Annotated in this window: 14 protein-coding genes and 1 riboswitch; of the genes, 8 read left to right on the top strand and 6 right to left on the bottom strand. The window is 64.4% G+C overall.

The genetic code is table 11. The features are described 5' to 3' along the window. Complete coding sequence (locus tag G9Q80_RS09115; RefSeq protein ID WP_088714911.1) at nucleotides 1-783, bottom strand: MBL fold metallo-hydrolase; 783 nt, start codon at nucleotides 781-783, stop codon at nucleotides 1-3. A gap of 159 nt (nucleotides 784-942) precedes the next feature. After that, nucleotides 943-1,055, top strand: a riboswitch (guanidine-I (ykkC/yxkD leader). A gap of 93 nt (nucleotides 1,056-1,148) precedes the next feature. Between G9Q80_RS09115 and G9Q80_RS09110 the strand changes: the two genes are divergently transcribed. The 7 genes from G9Q80_RS09110 (at nucleotide 1,149) to G9Q80_RS09080 (ending at nucleotide 7,789) form a co-directional block, all read left to right on the top strand. Beyond that, nucleotides 1,149-2,204 carry a putative urea ABC transporter substrate-binding protein gene (locus G9Q80_RS09110; protein WP_043139375.1) on the top strand — a complete coding sequence of 352 codons (1,056 nt, stop codon included), beginning with the start codon at nucleotides 1,149-1,151 and terminating at the stop codon, nucleotides 2,202-2,204. A 90-nt stretch (nucleotides 2,205-2,294) separates the two neighbouring features. Next, a complete protein-coding gene (locus G9Q80_RS09105) occupies nucleotides 2,295-3,107 on the top strand; it encodes an ABC transporter permease (protein ID WP_043139372.1) in 813 nt (270 codons plus the stop codon). Continuing rightward, a complete protein-coding gene (locus G9Q80_RS09100; protein WP_043139369.1) occupies nucleotides 3,104-3,874 on the top strand; it encodes an ATP-binding cassette domain-containing protein in 771 nt (256 codons plus the stop codon). Before G9Q80_RS09105 ends, G9Q80_RS09100 begins: the two co-directional genes overlap by 4 nt. A 192-nt stretch (nucleotides 3,875-4,066) precedes the next feature. Continuing rightward, complete coding sequence (locus G9Q80_RS09095) at nucleotides 4,067-4,888, top strand: RNA ligase family protein (RefSeq protein WP_088714910.1); 822 nt, start codon at nucleotides 4,067-4,069, stop codon at nucleotides 4,886-4,888. Then, entirely contained in the window at nucleotides 4,888-6,045 is a 1,158-nt protein-coding gene (locus G9Q80_RS09090) for an AAA family ATPase (RefSeq protein ID WP_088714909.1), read from the top strand. Before G9Q80_RS09095 ends, G9Q80_RS09090 begins: the two co-directional genes overlap by 1 nt. A 25-nt stretch (nucleotides 6,046-6,070) precedes the next feature. Then, nucleotides 6,071-7,315, top strand: a complete 1,245-nt coding sequence (locus G9Q80_RS09085) for an agmatinase family protein (protein ID WP_069211407.1) — start codon at nucleotides 6,071-6,073, stop codon at nucleotides 7,313-7,315. A gap of 18 nt (nucleotides 7,316-7,333) precedes the next feature. Then, a complete protein-coding gene (locus G9Q80_RS09080) occupies nucleotides 7,334-7,789 on the top strand; it encodes a hypothetical protein (RefSeq protein ID WP_043139362.1) in 456 nt (151 codons plus the stop codon). A gap of 89 nt (nucleotides 7,790-7,878) precedes the next feature. Here G9Q80_RS09080 and G9Q80_RS09075 read toward each other — a convergent pair whose 3' ends face one another. The 3 genes from G9Q80_RS09075 to G9Q80_RS09065 form a co-directional block, all read right to left on the bottom strand. After that, on the bottom strand, nucleotides 7,879-9,867 hold the full coding sequence (locus G9Q80_RS09075) for a DUF4214 domain-containing protein (protein ID WP_133066392.1): 1,989 nt from the start codon (nucleotides 9,865-9,867) through the stop codon (nucleotides 7,879-7,881). A 77-nt stretch (nucleotides 9,868-9,944) separates the two neighbouring features. Next, nucleotides 9,945-10,754 (bottom strand): hypothetical protein, encoded by an 810-nt coding sequence (locus tag G9Q80_RS09070; protein WP_088714907.1) that lies wholly within the window; start codon nucleotides 10,752-10,754, stop codon nucleotides 9,945-9,947. Next, nucleotides 10,751-11,812, bottom strand: a complete 1,062-nt coding sequence (locus G9Q80_RS09065) for a GSCFA domain-containing protein (RefSeq protein WP_088714906.1) — start codon at nucleotides 11,810-11,812, stop codon at nucleotides 10,751-10,753. The genes G9Q80_RS09070 and G9Q80_RS09065 overlap by 4 nt, the downstream gene beginning before the upstream one ends. A 762-nt stretch (nucleotides 11,813-12,574) precedes the next feature. Here G9Q80_RS09065 and G9Q80_RS09060 point away from each other — a divergent pair. Then, on the top strand, nucleotides 12,575-15,535 hold the full coding sequence (locus tag G9Q80_RS09060) for a Hint domain-containing protein (RefSeq protein ID WP_069211403.1): 2,961 nt from the start codon (nucleotides 12,575-12,577) through the stop codon (nucleotides 15,533-15,535). A 200-nt stretch (nucleotides 15,536-15,735) separates the two neighbouring features. On the opposite strand, the gene G9Q80_RS09055 is transcribed toward G9Q80_RS09060, so the two are convergent. Beyond that, entirely contained in the window at nucleotides 15,736-16,353 is a 618-nt protein-coding gene (locus G9Q80_RS09055) for a nucleotidyltransferase family protein (protein WP_088714905.1), read from the bottom strand. 121 nt (nucleotides 16,354-16,474) lie between these two features. Beyond that, nucleotides 16,475-18,880: a GcvT family protein gene (locus tag G9Q80_RS09050; RefSeq protein ID WP_088714904.1), complete on the bottom strand. Its 2,406-nt coding sequence runs from the start codon at nucleotides 18,878-18,880 to the stop codon at nucleotides 16,475-16,477. Between the last annotated feature and the right edge of the window lie 159 nt (nucleotides 18,881-19,039).

The raw sequence follows: 19,039 nt of genomic DNA, 5'->3' as shown, positions 1-19,039 counted from the left end.
TCAGGCGTCCCAGAGCGCGAGGTAGTGATCGACGATCCGGTGACAGCGGTCGCGCCCGAAGGCTGGGTCGTGGCCGCCCAGGACCCGGTTGACCGGCAGCGCGCGGATGCGGCGCAGGGTTTCGGCATAGGCGGCAATGTCCATGCCCGGCCCCTCGTAGATCAGCGGTCCGTCGTAAATCGCGTCGGCCCCGAAGAGTGTGCCGCTCTCTCCATGCCAAAGGCCGATCTGGCCGGGTGAGTGCCCGGGCAGGTGCAGTACCTCGCCCTGCCAGTCACCAAGGTCCACCACAGCGCCATCCTCGACCGTTTCGGTCGCGGGTGCAAGTTGCAGCCTGTAGGCGGTCAGGTCGTAGTCCGCATGCGGCAGCGCATCCACAAGGTGCGGCCAGAGCGGCGGATAGCCTGCATCGGCAAAGAGCTTGGCGAGCCGGTCCGGAATGCCGGAGGTGTCGAGGCTGTAGGCTTCGGGCGCGGCCAGTTCGTCGGCCTCCAGCGGGTGCACGAGCCGCGTCTCGAACTCATGCGCCGCGCCGATGTGATCGACATGTGTGTGCGTGGTGAACAGGATCAGCGGTCTTTCAGGATCGGGCCGCAATGCGTCGATCACGGGCCGCAGTGGCGCCACGCCCATGCCGCTGTCGACAACCATGTCGGCCTCTGACCCAAGCACGAGGAAAATGTTGGCGGAAAAGATCGGATGCACATGCGGTTCGCTCAGAACCCAGGTGCGATCGTCGATCTGCTTTGTGCCGTACCACGGCGAGGCAACGGGATAGCTCATGCCCGCAGCCTTGCCCGCGGGGACGCGTTGCGCAACAAGCCTGCCGATTTTTCGACCAGAGACCCGGAAAATCGCGTATACTTTCAGCTAATCCATTTTGAACCGCCCTGATTTGAAGCACCCGAGGTGACAGAAATTCCATGCGCAAGATGCTGATCCATGCAGGGCGTCTAGGGTTCCGCCTCACTCTCTCCCTTGAGGGTCTGGTCCAAGAGACGCCACCGGCCGGGCAAATTCCCGGTGGGACACGGCGGGGCAAAAACCCGGGAGAACACTGCGCATTGGGGGCTACCGTTCTCTCGAGTTCCGCCTCGGTCCCCCGATTTGCGAACTTTTTGGCGGAACGCTGCACGAGGGGACTACCCATGTTTGCAAGACGCCATTTCATGGCCGCCACCGCGGCGCTGGCCATGCTGGCCGGCGCACCCGCGCTGGCGCAGGAGAAAACCGATTTCCGCGTGGCCTGGTCGATCTACGTCGGCTGGATGCCCTGGGGCTACCTGGACGAGTCCGGGATCATGGACAAATGGGCCGAGAAATACGGCATCACGGTCGATATCGTGCAGATCAACGATTACGTCGAGTCCATCAACCAGTACACGGCGGGTGCCTTTGACGGCGTTTCGGCCACCAACATGGACACGCTGTCGATCCCGGCGGGCGGCGGCGTGGACACTACGGCGCTGATCGTCGGCGATTTCTCGAACGGCAATGACGCGGTGATCGTCAAGGACGGCGGCCTGGCCGACCTTGCTGGCAAGCCTGTCAACCTGGTGGAACTGTCGGTCTCGCATTACCTGCTGGCCCGCGCTCTGGACAGCGTCGACCTGGCAGAGCGTGACCTGGGCGGGGTCATCAACACCTCGGACGCGGACATGATCGCGGCCTTCACCACCTCGGACGTGCAGGCGGTGGTGACATGGAACCCGCTGGTCTCGACCATCCTGGAGGAACCGAACGCGACCAAGGTGTTCGACAGTTCCGACATCCCCGGCGAGATCATCGACCTGATGGTGGTCAACACGGACACGCTGGCGGCCAATCCCGATTTCGGCAAGGCGCTGGTGGGCGCCTGGTACGAGGTTCTGAGCCTGATGGCGGCGGGTGACGAAGAGGTGCTGACCGCGATGGCCGAGGCCTCGGGTACCGATCTTGCGGGCTACAAGGCACAGCTGGAGTCGACCGAGATGTTCTATGACCCGGCGGCGGCGGTCACTTTCACCAAGGGGGCCGAGCTGCCGACGACGATGGTCAACGTGGCCGAGTTCCTGTTCGACAAGGGCATCCTGGGCGAGGGCGCGCCAAGCCCGGATTTCGTCGGCGTGGAATACCCCGACGGCACGACCACCGGTGACCCGAACAACGTGAAGTTCCGTTTCGACACCACCTACATGCAGATGGCGGCGGACGGGGCTCTCTGAGCGACCCCCGGCCCGGTCAAGGCACCGGGCCGGGTCCATTCCACCCCGTCCCGGGCCTGACCCGGGACCTCTGCCTGTCGAGGATACCCCATGCGCTGGATCAATCGAAGACCGGGCCCGGTTCTGGCCACGGTGCTGGCCGCCTTGCCGTTTCTCGCCGTGCTGGGCATCTACATGATCGGATCGGAAATGCGGCTTGCGGTGAACCCGTCGGACAAGCTCTTGCCCGCACCCACCACGATCCTGTCGACGGCTGAACGCCTTTTGACCGAACCGGACCGGCGGTCGGGAGAGATCCTGTTCTGGCTGGACACCTGGGCAAGCCTCAGGCGGCTGTTCATCGGGGTGCTGATCGCGTCCTCGCTGGCGCTGGTGATGGGGATCCTGATCGGGATGCTGCCCTACATGCGCGCGCCCTTCGCGCCTTTCGTGGCGGTGTTCTCGATGGTGCCGCCGCTGGCGGTCCTGCCGATCCTCTTCATCATGCTGGGGCTGGGCGAGGTCTCCAAGGTGGCGCTGATCGTCATCGGCATCGCGCCTTTCCTGATCCGCGACATGAGCCAGCGGGTGATCGACCTGCCACGCGAACAGTTCATCAAGGCGCAGACGCTGGGGGCCTCCTCGATGGCGATCGGGCTGAACGTGATCCTGCCTCAGGTTCTGCCGCGCCTGATCGGGGCGGTGCGGCTGTCGCTGGGACCGGCCTGGCTGTTCCTGATCGCTGCCGAGGCCATCGCCGCCGACCAGGGGCTGGGCTACCGCATCTTCCTTGTCCGGCGCTACCTCGCGATGGACGTGATCCTGACCTACGTCGTCTGGATCACGCTCCTCGCCTACCTGCTGGATTTCGCGCTGCGCCAGATCTCGAAACGGGCCTTCCCCTGGGATGGAGAGTCGCTATGAGCTATGTCGAAGTCAAAGGCGTGGCCAAGGCCTATGGCAAGCGCACCATCATCGAGAACATCAACGTCTCGGTCGCCAAGGGTCAGTTCATTTCCATCGTCGGCGCCTCTGGCTGTGGCAAGTCCACCTTCCTGCGGCTGCTGCTGGCGCAGGAACTGCCCACGCATGGCGAGATCCACATCGACGGCGCGCCGATGGCGCAGGAGCCGGGGCGCGACCACGGCATCGTCTTTCAGCGCTATTCGGTCTTTCCGCACATGACGGTGATCGACAACCTGGTGGCTGCTATTGCCTTCGACACGAATTTCTGGGGGCGGCTGTCGCGTGCGCGGCGCACCGAGGAACGCACCAAGGCGCGCAAGACGCTGGACCGGATCGGGCTTGGCCATGTGGCCGGTCAGTACCCGGCGGACCTGTCGGGGGGCATGTTGCAGCGGTTGGCCATTGCCCAGGCGCTGGCCAGCGACCCCAAGATCCTGCTGCTGGACGAACCCTTTGGCGCGCTGGACCCGGGGACAAAGATTGTCATGCACGATTTCCTGCAGGAGCTGCGGGATGAGACCGGCATGACCGTCTTCATGATCACCCATGACCTCGAAGAGGCGTTCAAGTTGGGGGATCGCGTCTGGGCCTTCGACAAGCCGGTCTGGGACGAGGAGGACCCGGAAAAGAACGCCGCAACCATCACATATGACTTCGATGCCCGCGACGATGGCATCCCCTTCCAGACCCTGCGGGAGCGCACCAATGTGTTGCAGGCACGCTAGGGCCGGGGCAGGGCAGGTATTCCCCACTGGGCCGGAGGTGCAAAGGCGCCTATGACGGCCGCAAGGAGTATTCGCCATGTAATGGACAGCCACATACGAACCAACGCGATGCCGCCCGCCGGGGTGGTCATCGGTTCGATGTGGGCAGCGGCGCGGGGGCATCCCCCTTGTGCCCGGACAGGACATGGACAAATGGATATTCTGAAATACCCGCGGACGCGGCACCTTGAAGGCTCGCGCCTTCAGGTGGGCGATCTGGCGGATGACAAACCTCTCAAGGAACTGGCGGGCGAAAGCCTTGTCGTCGAAGAGAAACTCGATGGCGCGAATTGCGCCGTCTCCTTCGACGCCTCGGGCAACCTGCTGCTGCAAAGCCGTGGTCACTACCTGACCGGCGGCGGGCGGGAACGGCACTTCGGCCTCTTCAAGACATGGGCCAGCGTGCTGGCGCCGCGCCTGCACGCGCGGCTGGATTGCCGTTTCGTCATGTATGGCGAATGGATGTTGGCCAAGCACACGCAGTTCTACGACGCGCTGCCGCATTACTTCATGGAGTTCGACGTCTTCGACCGCGAGACCGGGGTTTTCCTCTCCACCGAGGAACGGCGGAACCTGCTGAGCGGCCTGCCGATCATGCCGGTGCCGGTCTTGCATGTGGGCGAACTGCGCAGCGTCAAGCAGGTCGAGAGCTTCATCAAGCCGTCCCTCTACCGCACGCCCGGTTGGGAAGAGGCGCTGGAACGCGCCGCCCTGGCCTCGGGCTCGCGGCTGGAGATGGTCGGGAAGCAGACCGAGAAGAGCGACCTGGCCGAAGGGCTTTATGTGAAGCTGGAGCGCGAGGGCGTGGTGGCCGAGCGGTACAAATACGTGCGTGCGGGCTTCAAGCAGGCGATCGAGGCATCCGAAGGCCATTGGCACGACCGGCCGATCCTTGAAAACGGGCTGGCCGAGGGGGTCGACATCTTTGCCGAGTGCCTTGGCCTGCCGGGCGCCTATGACGGGGAGGGGCTGTGATGGCACATCTCTCTTTCCCCGATCTCCTGGCGCTGGTGCCGCAGGCGCCCGATTGGCGGCTGGACTGGGGGGGCATTCAGGCCCTCTGGCCCGAGTTGCAGGCGCTGGACGACTGCCCGCAGGACCCGATCCATCATGGCGAGGGCGATGTGGGCATCCATACCTGCATGGTGCTGGAGGCGCTGATTGCCGATCCGGACTGGCGCGCCTTGCCAGGGGCGGATCGGGAGTTGCTGTTCTGGGCGGCGGTGCTGCACGACGTGGGCAAACCCGGCACGACGGTCACCGAGGATGGCCGCATCAAGGCCCCCGGCCATTCGCGCCGGGGCTCGCTGATGGCCCGCCGCCTGCTGCGCGAGGTCCAGGTGCCCTTTGCCTGGCGCGAGGCGCTCTGCGGGATCATCAGCTATCACCAGGTGCCCTTCTGGCTGATCGAACGGGACGACCCGGCGCGCGAGGCGATCAAGCTGTCCTGGCGCTGCCGGCCCGACCTTCTGTGCCTGCACGCCCGCGCCGATGCGCGAGGGCGCATCGCGCAGGACGTGCCGGGGATCGTCACCAACACCGATCTCGCGCGCGAAACCTTCGTCGAAGAGGGCTGTCTGACCGCGCCTTTCGGCTTTGCCAATGACGAAAGCCGCGTGGCCTTTTTCGAACGCGAGGACCGGGACCCGCATTTCGCGGCCTGGGAGGATCCCAGGTGCACCGTCACGCTGCTGTCGGGGCTGCCGGGATCGGGCAAGGACACCTGGATCGCGGCGCATATGCCTGATCACCCGGTCGTCAGCCTGGATGCGCTGCGCGACGAGATGGGCGTCAGCCCGACGGCGAACCAGGGCGCGGTGATCGATGCGGCGCGGGAACGGGCCAAGGTGCACCTGCGGGCGGGCCGGGATTTTGTCTGGAACGCGACCAACGTCAGCCGCCAGGTGCGGGCCAAGCCCCTGTCCCTGGCGCGGGCCTACGGTGCGCGGGTCGAGATCGTCTACCTGGAGGTGCCGCCCAAACGGCTGGGCCGGCAGAACCGTGACCGCGAGGCCGTGGTCCCACAGACCGTGCTGGACACCCTGGTCCGCAAGCTGGAGCCGCCCGAGGCCTGGGAGGCCCACAAGATTCACTATGTCCTGCCGGAGGCCGCCACGGCGGCCCCGGCCTGATACCCGATGAAAAAGGAGATCGAGCATGATGTTCCCACCCCGTGACCGCAGCCGGTCGCACCATCCCCGCGACATGCGCGGGGATGAACGCCGCGCCCACCACCCGGACCTGACCAGGCTGCAGGGCTGGAAGTCGATGAAGGCCGAGGCCGACCTGCCCGAGAACCGCTGGGACGAAGAACGCCGTTGGGCGCTGCGCATGGGCCTGACCGGGGCGGACAGCATCGAGGACAAGTCGATCCCGACCTTCGCGCGGGGCGAACTGCCGCATTACGCGGGGATCAACACCTTTCTCAAGGCGCCTTACGCCGAGGACGTGACCGAGGTTCAGCACTATGACGCCACGGTCTTGGGCATCCCGTTCGATGGTGGCACGACCTATCGCCCCGGCACGCGGTTCGGGCCGCAGGGTGTGCGCAAGATCAGCGCGCTTTACACGCCCTACAACTACGAGCTGGGCGTGGACCTGCGCGAGCAGATGACGCTCTGCGATGCGGGCGACGTGTTCACCATCCCTGCGAACCTGGAAAAATCGTTCGACCAGATCTCGCGCGCCGTCAGCCATGTCTTCTCGTCCGGCAGCTTCCCGGTGATGATCGGCGGCGATCACTCCATCGGCTTCCCCTGTGTGCGCGGCATCGCGGAATGCACCTCGAAGAAGATCGGCATCGTGCATTTCGACCGTCACGCCGACATCCAGGAAAAGGACCTGGACGAGCGAATGCACACCACGCCGTGGTTCCATTCGACCCTTCTGCCCAACGTGCCCGCCAAGAACCTGGTACAGGTGGGGATTGGAGGCTGGCAGGTGCCGCGCGAGGCAGTCAAGGTCGCGCGCGAGCGCGAGACCAACATCATCACCATGTCCGACATGGAGCGGATGGGCGTCGACAAGACCGCCGAGATGGCGCTGGAGATGGCATGGGACGGGGTCGACATGGTCTACATGTCCTTCGACATCGACTCGATCGACTGCGGGTTCGTTCCCGGAACCGGCTGGCCTGAACCGGGCGGCTTCCTGCCGCGCGAGGCGCTGGCTCTGGCCTCCAAGGTCGCGGCCGAGGGGCTTTGCGGGATGGAGCTGGTCGAGGTTTCGCCGCCCTATGACACCTCGGACATCACGGCGCTGATGGGGACGCGGGTGATCGTGGACGTGCTGGGGTCGATGGTGGCGGCGGGCAAGATGGGCGCGCACAAGAAGCACATCGACAAGCCGGTGACGATCCCGCACGGCGAATACGAGGGCAACCGCTGGAGCAACAAGCCCTGAGCCGGGCTGGAGGAACGCATGCCGCATGACATCGTGAACGGCCATATCGGCCACCATCATCATCACCACCCTCACGACCACAACCACCCGCATGACCACGACCACCTGCACAGCCACCTGCCGCCCGAGGATGAGGCGGCAGAGTTGCAGGTGCTGGCGACGCAGTTCATCGACGGTTTCGTGCAAGCGGCGGACAAGACAGCCTATCTGCGGCTGGCGGGCGTGCCCTTCGAGCGACCCGGCGCGGGCGGCGGCACCGCGCTGAAACTGGTGGACGTGGAATTGAAGACCGAGTGGCAGGTCGGCACGGCCTCGCCATCCTTCGGATCGCGTGAGCTGAGCTACCTGCCTTTCCCGGGCGAGATGGTGCGCGAGCGGACGAATATGGCGCTGGTCTATGTCTCGATGACCGAAAAGTCTCTTTGGGACATCCGCCAGTTCCTGCGAGAACGCCTGGCCGGGCAAGGGGACTGACCCGGCCAGAATGCCGGCCCGGTTGCCCCCGGGGGGACCGGGCCGGTGTCATGTCACCTTTCCATCAGGCAAGGGCCAGCTCGTCGTGTTCACAGCAGCAGCGTGTCTGGCCCAAGGTCCTCGACGGTGGTGTCTTGCAGAACCACGGTGACGCCCGCGTCCTGGAACACCAGGTCGTCGCCTTGCTGGCGGAACTCGGCCAGCGCGTCCGCCGTGTCGGCATAGTCGAAGCCGCGCAGGTCAAGCGTGTCCCAGCTTTCGAAATCGGTGATCACATGGGTGCCATCCGAGGCGGGCGCAAAGACGAAGGTATCGGACAAGTCGCCCCCGGACAGGGTGGAATCCCCGGCACCCGGGTCCAGCACGTCATCCGGACCCAGCGCGCGGGTCCAGCGCGCCAGCTCTGCTTCCATGATCTGCTTGAATTCGGGACTTTCGGCAAAGTGCGAGACCACGAATTCGCGGCTTTGCCCGTCCTCCAGGTAGCCCATCCAAACCGCCTTGCCGGCCGCATCCGAGGCGCGGTTCAGGACGTTCTGGTAAAGCATTTCGACAAAGGCCTCGTCGGTGAGGTTGCCGTAGGTGGCCTGGAATTCGGGACTTTGCACGAAACCCGCGATGACGTTGAAATAGTTGGCGCCATTGGCCAATTGTTCGGTCCAGTAGCCATAGCCGTTGGCATCCGGCGCACGCGCCAGAGTGGCCTGGTACAGACGAAAGGCCATGCCGGCATAGGTCGTCGAGGCGCCGGTGATCTGGTCGCCATACAATACGTCGTCCCCGGCCTGTCCCAGCAGCGTATCGGCGCCGGACTGGCCAAGAAGCGTATCGGAGCCGCCGCCGCCTTCGAGCAAGTCGTGGCCGCGCGCGCCATCCAGGTAGTTGGCAGCGCCATTTCCCGTGATGTGGTTGTTCCATCCATTGCCGATGCCGTCGATGGTGCCGGAACCGGTCAGGACCAGGTCCTCGACCTCGGGCGCATCGGCCCACATGCGGAAGGTGACGGAGGTATTGATCCGGTCGTGGCCCTCGCCGGGAAGTTCGATCACCACGTCGTCGGGACTGTCGACGTAGTAGACGTCGTTGCCTGTGCCGCCGACCAGGGTGTCGTTGCCCTTGGTGTCCTGCAGCGTGTCGTCGCCCGCCATGCCGTAGATCACGTCATTGCCCCAGGCGCCGTTCAGCGCGTTGTCGCCGGAATTGCCGGTCAGCACGTTGTCCAGCCCGTTGCCCGTGCCGCTCAGGTCGGCGGTGCCCGTCAGCGTCAGGTTTTCCAGGGTGAGGCCAAAGGCGCGCAGCTCGAAGTCGACCGAGGACCGCACGAGGTCGATGCCGGCGTCCTCTTCCTCGATGATGATGTCGCCCGGATGATCGACCACGAAGACGTCGTTCCCGGCGGTGCCCACAAGCGTGTCGGCGCCCCCGGTGCCGGTGACCTGCATGTCCATCAGCGCCGCCACCAGGCTGTTGGCCAGCACGACACTGGCGGGGTCGGAATAGTGCAGCCCGTCGGAGAAGATCTGCGCCGGGGCGATCCCTGCGGCGGCCATGACAGGGTCGGGCCGGACCGTGACGATCCCGGGATTGTCGGCGCCAAGGCGGATCAGTTCTGCCTGGATGGCGTCCCAGTGCAGGCGCTCGGACGCGGCGGGGGCATGGTCCGAGAGACCGGAGATCACGATGGGCGCGTTCTCGACCCCGGTGGGGCGGTTGATCGCCGAGGCGACACCGGCGCGGAATTCGCCCATCAGGTCGTGAAAGTCCGGGGCGTAATCGGCGGGCGTGCCCGAGCGGTCGGTATCGCCTTCGCCCTGGACCCAGATCACCCCGGCGACATAGCCGTCCGGCGTGGCCAGCAGGGCGGCGATGGTTTCATCGACGATCACCGCGCGCATTTCGCCCGGGGTTTCCCAGTCGGTCTTGCCGTCCCGGGCGCTGGTCAGCGGTGCGCCCGAGGAATGTGCCCGAACCAGGACATAGTTCCCGGCCCCATAAGTTTCGTTCAGCGCGTCGATGATCTCGCCCGCGATGCGGCCTGCATTGCTTTGCCCAGCCAATACGACAATCGGTGTTCCCACGTGTCACCTCCAGTCGCCCCCACCGGGGAAACTGGCAATCGGCGATTAACGCAGCCTTTGAACCTTGGCTGTAAGTCTCAGGGATTTGAGGTGGTTTCGACAGGTGTCCGCAGGCGTCGACGCAGCCCTGCCCAAAGCTCGGCGCCAAGCGTCGCGTTGCCGTGCAGGATATCGTCGCTTTCCTGCCGTCCGCCTTCGGCCAGGCGGGGACCCGCTCGCATCAGATCGGCCCGTGTCAGGCAGCCGTGGCTGCGCGTGTGCGTGGATTGCAGAAGACAGCTTGCGCCGTCTATCTTTCTGAAAACGCTATTGTATGCGGCGTGCAGATCCTCGGCGAGGGCGGCGCCGTCGCTGTTCCGGACGACGCGGCGAAAGACCGGGTATTTGCCTTCCATCTGCAACAGGGCGTCCGAGGGGAAAGGTTGTGGCACGAGCAGCACCGGACAGGGCGCGGATCGTGCCAGCGTGGCGCCCAGAGAGCTTTCCGTCAGGGCCACCAGGGCCGCGCGATAGGCCGAGCGGGTCATCAGAGGGCGCGGCGTGCCGGGACCGTCGGTCAACGCCCGGGCCAGCGCCCGGGCGCCCGATGGCCAGCCGGACACCGCATGGCCCTGCTGCAACCGCACGGCGGCAAAGGCCGATGGCACCAAACCCGCGATCACGATGGCGTCGAAGTCGCGCAGATCCAGCCTGTCGGACGTGCCCATCCCGGTCAGACGTTTGCACAGGTCCTCCGAGACCGCCCGCAGGATCCCATCCTCGACCGCGATGTCAGAAGCTGCGAGGCCGGGCTTGGCAAAGATGGTTAGCGCGTCGCCCGCCGGATCGGCGCGATGGGCCGCGATCAGCATGGCCGCATGGGAATCCCCGATCAGGCAAAGCCTCATGCCCGGGCCTCCGGTGTGGCAAAAGCCTCCAGCAGGGCCTCTTCGCAGATCTCGTCCTGGCGATCCTGCCGGGGTGTGGAGGAAGGCAAGGCAAGTTCGGGACGCGGGACGCCGCCCAGTTCCGGGTGGGCGCCGAAGAACACCGACATGACCGTGGCGACGCCTTCGGGTGTGACGGTGCGCAGGTTGTCGTTGTAGAAACGCGCGCCAAACGGCGTGCCGGTGATGATCTCGTAGGAAGGGAAATAGTCGATCCCCGCGTCCAGCGCGGCAAGGTCGCCGGCGACGGCGCGCAGGACCGATTTCGAATAGGTGGTTGCCGCAAGCACATGCGCACCGCTGGCGGTGGCGGTCAGCGGAACCGGAGAGACCGTGAGCAGGACCTTGATCCGGGGATTCCAGCGCCGCAGCCGGGCGATAGCCTCCGTCAGGTCCTCGTGAACCTCGGCAAAGCCCTGGTTGACGAAAACATGACGCTCCGGATCGAAACGCCCGCCCAGGACACCCGGAACACTGGGGTAGACCAGGCCGCTGTCGCGATCGGCCCAGCATTCGGTCAGACCCAGGGTAAAGACAAACACGTCAGTGGTGTCGAACATCGCCCGCACGCGCCGCAGGTGATCCCGGCGGAAGGCGCAGAGCTCTTCCTCGCTGGTGAACCCGTCGGGTTCCACGTTGGGTCGCAACCCGTCGACCCAGACATCGCCCCGGCGCCAGAGCGCCTCTTCGTGCAGCTGCGCGTCCTCGGCATCCTCGAGCAGCTGGCGAAGCTGCCGGGCCGTGTAGATATTGCCGTAGCGCGCCGAGAACAGGCCATAGCCATATCGGCGGGCGACCTCGGGCGGCATCAGGGCCGGGGCCGGTTCTGCCTCCACCAGCTCCAGCGTCGATGCGCGGACATAGGTGGCGATGTTCTGCGCGAAACAACTGCCCGCCGTGGCGATGCGCATCCCGGGCCGCAGCGCGACCTTGGGCGTGTAAAGCGCGTCCAGGTGAAAATCCCCCGCAGCACGGCAGGGTTTCCAGAAGGCCTGAGGGGGCAGGGCGGAATAGGGCATGATCGCAGCCTAGGCTCAGTGCCGTGCCAAACTAAGGCATTTTCGCAGAAATGCTGTGGCGCAGCGCCGCTGGCAGTGCCCTGAGAGGCAAATACGCGATTTGTTTCGAATGATTCGGATTTCCATCACTATTGCCTGATGACCTCTCTGCCCAATCCCGCGGCGGTTGCAGGATTGATGCCTCTGCCGCGACAGTCCAGTGTGAATTGTGGCAGGAAGAGGGCGGCCGCCCGACTGGAAAAGGTATTTCATTAACTGTTTTTTAATTGATGACAATCGCCGGTCGCGAATCGGGATGAGACTCCAAATATGGTGCCCGAAGTTCGTTTCTGTACCTTTTGTGGGCGCTACTTGTTTCGATTTCTGAATAAGTTGTCGGATCAATCCGTGTCGAATTCACGGCAAATCCGCTGCAAACTGTCCATTTCACGGCAGGACTGTGCCGGGATACGCCATTTTCTCCTTCTCGGAACAGAGTGGGCAAAGTAATAATTTTGCAAGCCCAACTGGGGGGTGAAGTCTGCTGGCCACGGGGGCGGCCGCTGAACCGCTCGCATCCGAGATGCGAAGTGAAGCGAGGATGGAGAACCATCCGTGCCGTCAAGGCATCCTTGTTCGCGTCACGACGTGGGCCGGGGGCGCGATCACTTCGCACAAGCACTGGCATGGCGAGCACGCGAATTTAAGGGCAGTGCCACGGGCATTGCCGGTGCAATGGCGCGGGGCGCGGTCCTCCGTCTGTTTTGGAAGAGGGTCGAGAGAATGGCTGATTTGGTATTGGAATGGGGTGCCCTTGGTCCCTTTGGCACCAACCTCCCGGACGCGGACGGAGGCGTTTCCGCCACGGTGGACGCGGGCGGGGTGGCCGTCGACATCTCGTTCGACGCTATCCAGGCCGGCGCATCGGCCTTTACCTTCGACGCCCCCGGCTACGTCGCCCCGGACGAGAGCTTCTCGAACCAGTCCTTCCTCAAGCTCTTTGGTGAAGGCGAAGCCGCGGGGACCGATACCTCGACCACGGTGCTGGACTTCCGCGCCACCAACACCGACCTCTACACCGATGCGGCGCAGAATGTTTCGTTCCGCATCAACGACATCGACATGGGCGCGGGTGGCGATCTCTACGAAAGCGGGTCGGGCTTCGAGGACATTCTCAGCGTCACCGCCTTTGCACCCGACGGCACCGAAGTGCCGGTGACCCTGACGTTGGGTTCGGCCGTGTCCAATACTGGCGGTCTGCTGAGTGGCCTTGCGGAAACCGGCTTTGAGGATCCCACGTCTTCGGTTCTGGTCGAGATCGACGGCCCGGTGGCCAGCATCCAGATCGAATATGCCAACGGGGCGGTCAGCCAGCAGGGCGTGACCGTTTCGGACATCGAGTTCTCGACCGTGGACGTGGTCGACGAGAACCAGGACCCCGACGCGGTCGACGACAGTGCCACCACGGTAGGCGGCACGCCGGTTGACGTGACACCCCTGGCCAATGACACCGATCCGGACGGCGACACGCTGACCGTCACCGGCATCACCCCGGCGTCCAACGGGTCCGCCGTTCTGAACGGCGACGGCACCGTGACCTACACTCCGGATACGGATTTCGTCGGCGACGACACGATTTCCTACACCATTTCCGACGGTAACGGCGGCAGCGACACCGCAACCATCACCTTTACCGTGGGTGATCCCAATCAGCCGCCGGTGGCCGTGGACGACAGCGCCACCACCACCGAGGGTGACGCTGTGGTGATCAACGTGCTGGCCAACGACAGCGATCCGGACGGCGATCCGCTGACCGTCGTGTTCAACACCGATCCGGCCAATGGCACCGTGGTCGACAACGGCGACGGCACCTTCACCTACACCCCCGATGACGGTTTCACCGGCACCGACACCTTTGAATACGACGTGTCCGATTCCTCGGGCGGGTCGGACACCGGTGTGGTATCGATCACCGTGGCGGACGATGGTGTGCCGCGTATCGACACCGACGTGTTCCCGGTTGCTCCCGGCGATCAGCCCCTGGACCCGCTGGATGGCCTGGACCAGGATCCCGATCCCTCTGACGACCTCGACAATATCGTGGGCGACGGTTCTGCCGAACTGATCCAGACAGGCGACGACGCCGACACGATCTCGGCGGGCGGTGGCGACGACACCGTGAATCCGGGCATCGACGACGACCTTGTCGATCTGGGGGGCGGCAACGACTCGCTCTTTGACGTGCAGGGTGCGGACACGATCTATGGCCGGGCCGGTGACGATACCATCATCGCGGGCACCGACACCTTCTCGGATTACGAGGGCGACGATCCCGCCTTCTTCCCGGGGACGCCGCTGAACGACCTAGGTTTCACCTCGGACCCGAACCAGGAAGACGGTCGCGACTATGTCGAAGGCAACCGGGGCAACGACTACATCGCCACCGGCGATGACCGCGACACGATCGACGGCGGCGGTGAGAACGACACGCTGGACGGCGGCATCGACGACGACCTGATCATGGGCGGCCAGGGCGACGACTCGCTGATCGGTGGCCACGGGTCGGATACGCTGGACGGCGGCCAGGGCAACGACACGCTGGACGGCTCGAATATCGCGGCGCTGGAACTGACCGACGACATCGACCCCAACACCGAGAATGACCGTGACCTGCTGCAGGGTTTCCTTGGCAACGACTCGTTGATCGGCGGGGACGACGACGACACGCTGATGGGCGGCTCCGGCATGGATACGCTGGACGGCGGCATCGACGACGACCTTCTGATGGGCGGCAACGACGATGACACCCTAATGGGCGGTCAGGGCAACGACACGCTGAACGGCGGGTCGGGCGATGACAGCATCATGGGGGGCAGTGATCGCGACGTGATCGTGGTCGACAGCGCGGCTGACGGCATCGGCGACACGGTCGATGGTGGTTCGGGCGGTTTCGTCGATCAGGTCAACCCCGAGGATCCGCCGAACCAGGACTACGACATCCTGGACATGTCGGGCGTCGGCGCGCAGGACGTCGACTGGCGGATCGTCAACACTGTGGTGGACAGCAACGGCAACGGCCTGGACGGGACGATCGAGTTCCTGAACGCCGCGGGCGACGTGACCGGCACGATGGACTTCTTCGAGATCGAGGAAATCGTGCCCTGCTTTACCCCGGGTACGCTGATCGCCACGCCGCAGGGCGAACGCCTGGTCGAGGAACTGATGGTCGGTGACCGGGTCATCACCCGCGACAACGGCATCCAGGAAATCAAGTGGGTGGGCCGCAAGGACCTGACCGGCTTTGACCTGGCACGCAAACCGCACTTCAAGCCGATCCTGATCCAGCAGGGGGCCTTGGGCAACAATCTGCCCGAGCATGACATGCTGGTCTCGCCGAACCACCGGGTGCTGGTGGCCAATGACAAGACCGCGCTTTACTTCGAAGAGCGTGAGGTCCTTGTCGCGGCCAAGCACCTGACCGGTCTGGACGGCGTGGACGAGGTCGAGGCCAACGGCGTGGCCTACATCCACGTAATGTTCGACAGCCACGAGGTCATCCTCTCGAACGGGGCTTGGACCGAAAGCTTCCAGCCCGGCGACTACAGCCTCAAGGGCATCGGCAACGCGCAGCGCCAGGAAATCCTGGAACTGTTCCCCGAACTGGAACATGCGGAAGGCCTCAAGGCCTATGCCTCGGCGCGCCGCTCGCTGAAAAAGCACGAGGCGGCGCTGCTCACGCAGTAAGGGTGTTGCCGGAACGGAATATGCAGCCCGTTCCGGCGCACGACGACCCTCGCGCCCGGAACGGACATCATGGAAACGGGGCGGCCTTGGCCGTCCCGTTTCTGTTTTGTCATAGGTCGGAAGGCACGGGTGCGATGCGCAAGGAAAACGGGCGCTCTGAGATGAAGAACGCCCGTTAGAGTTTTGATTTTACGGGCGGCCTAGCCTGTGAGGCAGGCGTCCCCCTGGGAGGCGCGCCAAGCGCGCCAAGCCTCTGGCGTGTCCAGATCAGTCAGAGCACGACGGTCTGGCAGTGGTATCTGCCGGAGCCTGTGAGCATTCGCCTTCAGGACGTCTCGTGCGCCTTGGTCGCCTGTGAGAGTCTGCAGGGCCATGAAGCAATCCTGCGGGAAAAGCACCGGATGGCCCGGCGTGCCATCGGCAGCCGTGGCCTGTTGCAGCATCGGGAAGGGGACGGATTGAAAGCTGGAGATAAGCTTTTGAATATCTTCGGTTTCGATCTCCGGCATGTCGGCAGGCAGGATGATCATCGCCTTGATGCCGCGTGGGATCAGACCCACGCCCCGGCGGATCGAGGCGGACATGCCAAGATCGGAATCCGGAACCTCGATCACCTGCACGGGCAGCCCCTGCAGGGCCGCGGCGCGTGGGTGGTCGGGATCGGGAAGGGTCACGGCCACATGTGCGCCCGTGTCGATCGCGCGCAGCGCCTGACGGCGCAGCAGCGGAAGACCATCTACTGTTTCGGTCAACTTGTCGCGGCCACGCATCCGTGAAGATGCGCCCGCGGCGGGGATGAGAATCGAAATATTCAGCATGGGGCAGACACTAACACAGGTTGAGCAAGAATGTGGCGCGTCTTGTGACAAGTGCGCAACTTTTTGTGTCGTGCGATCTGACGCCCGCTATATGCTGCGTTGCGGCAATGCATGTGCCGCATCATCCCCGCATGTGCTGACCTTCCGGATCGAAGAGCGGCTGCGTGATCAGCCGCGCCGGGCGCATCTCGCCCAAGATCTCGATTTCCGCGGTCAAGCCGGCGCGGACTTTCTCTCGGGGGATCAAAGCCATAGAGATCGACTTTCGCGCGAAATGCGAATAGCCGCCGGAGGAGCAGAACCCCTGTACTTCGCCGTCGATCCAGACCGGTTCGTAAGCGTTCACATCCGTATCCAGGGCGTCGATCTCAAAGACCGCAAGGACCCGATGCGGCGGTGCGGCGCGCTCGGCTTCGGCGGCAGCGCGACCGATGAAATCTCCCTTGGACCACTGGATGAACCGATCCAGGCCGGTTTCCGCGCAGGTGTAGTCGGGTGAGAACTCGCGTCCCCAGGAGCCAAAGAACTTGTCCAGGCGCAGGCTCATCATCGCGCGCATGCCAAAGGGTTTCATGCCCATCGGCGCGCCGTCGGCCCAGAGCGTGGCCCACAGTTGTCGTTGTGCCATCGGATCGCAGTAGATCTCAAAGCCCAGGTCGCCGGTATAAGAGACGCGCTGCACGAGGCAGTCTGTCATGCCCACGATCATGTGTCGAACGTCCATGAAACGCATGTCGCTGATGTCGGTACGGGTGCAGGCCTGAAGGATCTCGCGTGCAAGCGGCCCGGCCACCTGGAATCCGGTGGATTTGTCACTGATGTTCTCGATGCTTACGCCGTCTTCCTGATGTTGCAGGAACCAACGCATGTGATAGGCCTGCGCGCCATAGGAGGCGGTCAGGCGGAACTCGGTTTCGGACAGGCAGGCGACGGTGAAATCGCCGATGATCCGACCGGCGGGCGACAGCATGGGCGTCAGGGACATGCGGCCCGGCGAAGGGATGCGGCCCGCAATGATCCGGTCCAGCCAGGCGCGGGCATTGGGCCCGGTCACGCGGTACTTGCCGAAGTTCTGGACCTCGTTGATGCCCGCCGCCTCGCGCACCGCGCGCACTTCGCGCGCGGTGGCGTCCCAGGCGTTTGAACGGCGGAATGACGGCGTTTCATAGCGCGGTTCCCCCTCTGCGGCGAAGTAGTTGACCACCTCCAGCCCGTATTGTGCGCCCCAGACGGCGCCCATGCGATCGAAGATGTCATACATCGGCGTCGTGCGGTTGGGCCGCGCAGCGGGCAGCTCCTCGTTTGGATAGCTGACCGAAAAGCGTTTCTGATAGTTTTCAATGACTTTCGGCAGGGTGTAGCCGGGTGAGATCCAGTCGCCAAAGCGCGCCACGTCCATCGCGCCGGTGTCGCGTTCGCATTCGCCATGCACCATCCATTGCGCCAGCATCAGCCCCACGCCGCCGCCCTGGCTGAAGCCTGCCATCACGCCGCAGGCTGACCAATAGCCGCGCAGCCCGGGGATCGGCCCCACCAGCGGGTTGCCGTCGGGCGCAAAGGTAAAGGGCCCGTGGATCACGGATTTTACCCCGGCGCGCTCCAGGACGGGAAAGCGTTTGTACGCGAATTCAATGCTTTGCTCGATCTTGTCAAAGTCATCCGGCAAGAGTTCGTGACCGAATTCCCAGGGGGTGCCGTCCACTGCCCAGGGGCGGCAGGGCTGTTCGTAGAAACCGATGCACAGCCCGCGCCCTTCCTGCCGCAGGTAGCTTTCGCCCGCCGGGTCCATGACGTGGGGGTGTTCCGCGTCGCGTTCGTAGATCTCGGGCGTTTCCTCGGTCACGAGGTATTGGTGTTCCATCGGGTGCAGCGGCAGGTAGACACCGGCCATTGCGCCCACCTCGCGTGCCCAGAGACCGGCGGCGTTGACGACATGTTCGGTATGAATGGTGCCTTTGTCAGTGACAACATCCCAAGTGCCATCCGCACGAGGATTGGTCTCCAACACCTTGGTATGAAGATGGATTTCGGCCCCACCCATGCGCGCGGCCCTGGCATAGGCATGGGTCGTGCCGGAGGGATCGAGGTGCCCGTCCAACGGATCGTAGAGCGCCCCGATCACGCCGTCGAGGTTCACGATGGGGGCGAGTTTCGCGATCTCTTCCGGCCCGACGATCTCGGTTTCCAGGCCCATGTAACGATGCTTGGCGCGTTCCGCGAGCAGCATGTCAAAACGGTCGCGGTTGTCGGCTAGGGTGATGCCGCCGACGTGGTGCAGCCCGCAGGACATGCCCGTCAGCTCTTCGAGTTCCTTGTAGAGGCGGATGGTGTACCCCTGCAGCGCGGCCATGTTGGTATCGCCGTTCAGCGTGTGAAAACCGCCCGCCGCGTGCCATGTGCTGCCGCTGGTCAGGTCGGATCGTTCCAGCAGCATCACGTCCGACCAGCCCAGCTTGGTCAGGTGGTAGAGCACGGAACAGCCGACGACTCCGCCTCCGATCACGACGACTCGGGTTGTGGTTTTCATGATGTGCCTCCATTCGATACGGGCCGCCGAAGCGGCCACCTGTCAGGCGTATTTGACGAAAGAAGAAGCGCGAGGCGTTGTGAACGGGCGACGAAATCTGTCGCAAACGGGCATTTTTTGTACGTGTTTGCCGGGCAGGGTGACGGGCAGATTTGCGGA

It is taken from the genome of Mameliella sp. LZ-28 (assembly GCF_012274245.1).
GTDB lineage: Bacteria > Pseudomonadota > Alphaproteobacteria > Rhodobacterales > Rhodobacteraceae > Antarctobacter > Antarctobacter albus.
The sequence above is the reverse complement of the archived record's forward strand: the minus strand, read 5'-3'. Positions and strand labels throughout refer to the sequence as shown.

Coding starts and splice junctions, on each gene's coding strand:
- G9Q80_RS09085 (WP_069211407.1), top strand. CDS start 6,071: ATGATGTTCCCACCCCGTGACCGCAGCCGGTCGCACCATCCCCGCGAC.
- G9Q80_RS09115 (WP_088714911.1), bottom strand. CDS start 783: ATGAGCTATCCCGTTGCCTCGCCGTGGTACGGCACAAAGCAGATCGAC.
- G9Q80_RS09080 (WP_043139362.1), top strand. CDS start 7,334: ATGCCGCATGACATCGTGAACGGCCATATCGGCCACCATCATCATCAC.
- G9Q80_RS09070 (WP_088714907.1), bottom strand. CDS start 10,754: ATGAGGCTTTGCCTGATCGGGGATTCCCATGCGGCCATGCTGATCGCG.
- G9Q80_RS09055 (WP_088714905.1), bottom strand. CDS start 16,353: ATGCTGAATATTTCGATTCTCATCCCCGCCGCGGGCGCATCTTCACGG.
- G9Q80_RS09110 (WP_043139375.1), top strand. CDS start 1,149: ATGTTTGCAAGACGCCATTTCATGGCCGCCACCGCGGCGCTGGCCATG.
- G9Q80_RS09065 (WP_088714906.1), bottom strand. CDS start 11,812: ATGCCCTATTCCGCCCTGCCCCCTCAGGCCTTCTGGAAACCCTGCCGT.
- G9Q80_RS09060 (WP_069211403.1), top strand. CDS start 12,575: ATGGCTGATTTGGTATTGGAATGGGGTGCCCTTGGTCCCTTTGGCACC.
- G9Q80_RS09095 (WP_088714910.1), top strand. CDS start 4,067: ATGGATATTCTGAAATACCCGCGGACGCGGCACCTTGAAGGCTCGCGC.
- G9Q80_RS09050 (WP_088714904.1), bottom strand. CDS start 18,880: ATGAAAACCACAACCCGAGTCGTCGTGATCGGAGGCGGAGTCGTCGGC.
- G9Q80_RS09105 (WP_043139372.1), top strand. CDS start 2,295: ATGCGCTGGATCAATCGAAGACCGGGCCCGGTTCTGGCCACGGTGCTG.
- G9Q80_RS09090 (WP_088714909.1), top strand. CDS start 4,888: ATGGCACATCTCTCTTTCCCCGATCTCCTGGCGCTGGTGCCGCAGGCG.
- G9Q80_RS09100 (WP_043139369.1), top strand. CDS start 3,104: ATGAGCTATGTCGAAGTCAAAGGCGTGGCCAAGGCCTATGGCAAGCGC.